The sequence below is a fragment of the Phyllobacterium phragmitis genome, from assembly GCF_002980495.1.
GTDB classification, from domain to species: Bacteria; Pseudomonadota; Alphaproteobacteria; order Rhizobiales; family Rhizobiaceae; genus Paramesorhizobium; species Paramesorhizobium phragmitis.
In genome coordinates, this window is the sequence record NZ_PVBR01000073.1 from 1 (window position 1) to 863 (window position 863).

General features: G+C 56.8%; 1 protein-coding gene. It reads right to left on the minus strand.

Features of this window, described 5'->3' with window-relative positions; all coding sequences use genetic code 11:
- Positions 1 to 21: 21 nt before the first annotated feature.
- Positions 22 to 782 (minus strand): IS5 family transposase gene (locus C5748_RS27370; RefSeq protein ID WP_105746199.1). Its coding sequence is split into 2 segments (ribosomal slippage): positions 22 to 443 and positions 443 to 782, totalling 762 coding nucleotides; the frame shifts between segments, so codons are not numbered across the junction.
- Positions 783 to 863 lie beyond the last annotated feature (81 nt).

The following is an 863-nucleotide window of genomic DNA, read 5'->3' on the forward strand; positions in this document are numbered from 1 at the left end:
TAGGTCGTAGTGACGATTTAACTATTTGAGCCAGATGGCGATTGCGGCGAGTTTGACGAACCCCATGAAATTGGAGAGGAGCTTGTCGTATCGAGTTGCGACGCGTCGGAACTGTTTGAGCTTGTTGAAGAAGCGCTCGATGCGATTGCGCTCTTTGTAGAGTTCGGTGTCGTAGGAGCGCTGGACCTTCCGATTGCGTTTTGGCGGGATAATGAGTTGGGCTCCCGCCTCAATGATCCTGTCGCACAGATGATCGGCATCGTAGCCCTTGTCGGCAAGGGTGGCCTTGGCCTCGAAGCCATCGACGAGATCATGAGCAAAGGCGATGTCGCTGCGTTGTCCCGGAGAGCCAATCAGGCGGATTGGCAGGCCGAGCGCTTCCGTTGCGGCATGGATCTTGGTGCTCAATCCACCGCGAGAGCGACCCAGGCCTTGGGCATCCGCCCCCCTTTTTGCTTGCGGGCGCCGGCCGCATGTTGATGCGCACGAACAATGGTTGAGTCGATCATCAGCCATTCGAGATCGGCCTCACGAGCAAGGACGGCCAGCATGTCGTCGAGCACGCCCATCTCGATCCAGCGATAGTAGCGTCGCTTCACCGAGCGGTAATCGCCCAGCCGTTCGGGCAGGTCGCGCCAACGACCGCCCGAACGGGCCATCCACAGCAAGGCATCCAGAAAAAGCCGGTTATTTGTTCGCGGTCCACGTTTGCCTTTGGTGCCGCCGGGCACGAACGCCTTGATCCGTTCCCATTGATCATCCCGAAGAACATCGCAATCCATCACTGACCTCCAAAAGTCAGTGTTGAATCTGATTTGCCGGAATTTTGGAATCCCAAAACCTTAAATCGTCACTACGACCTA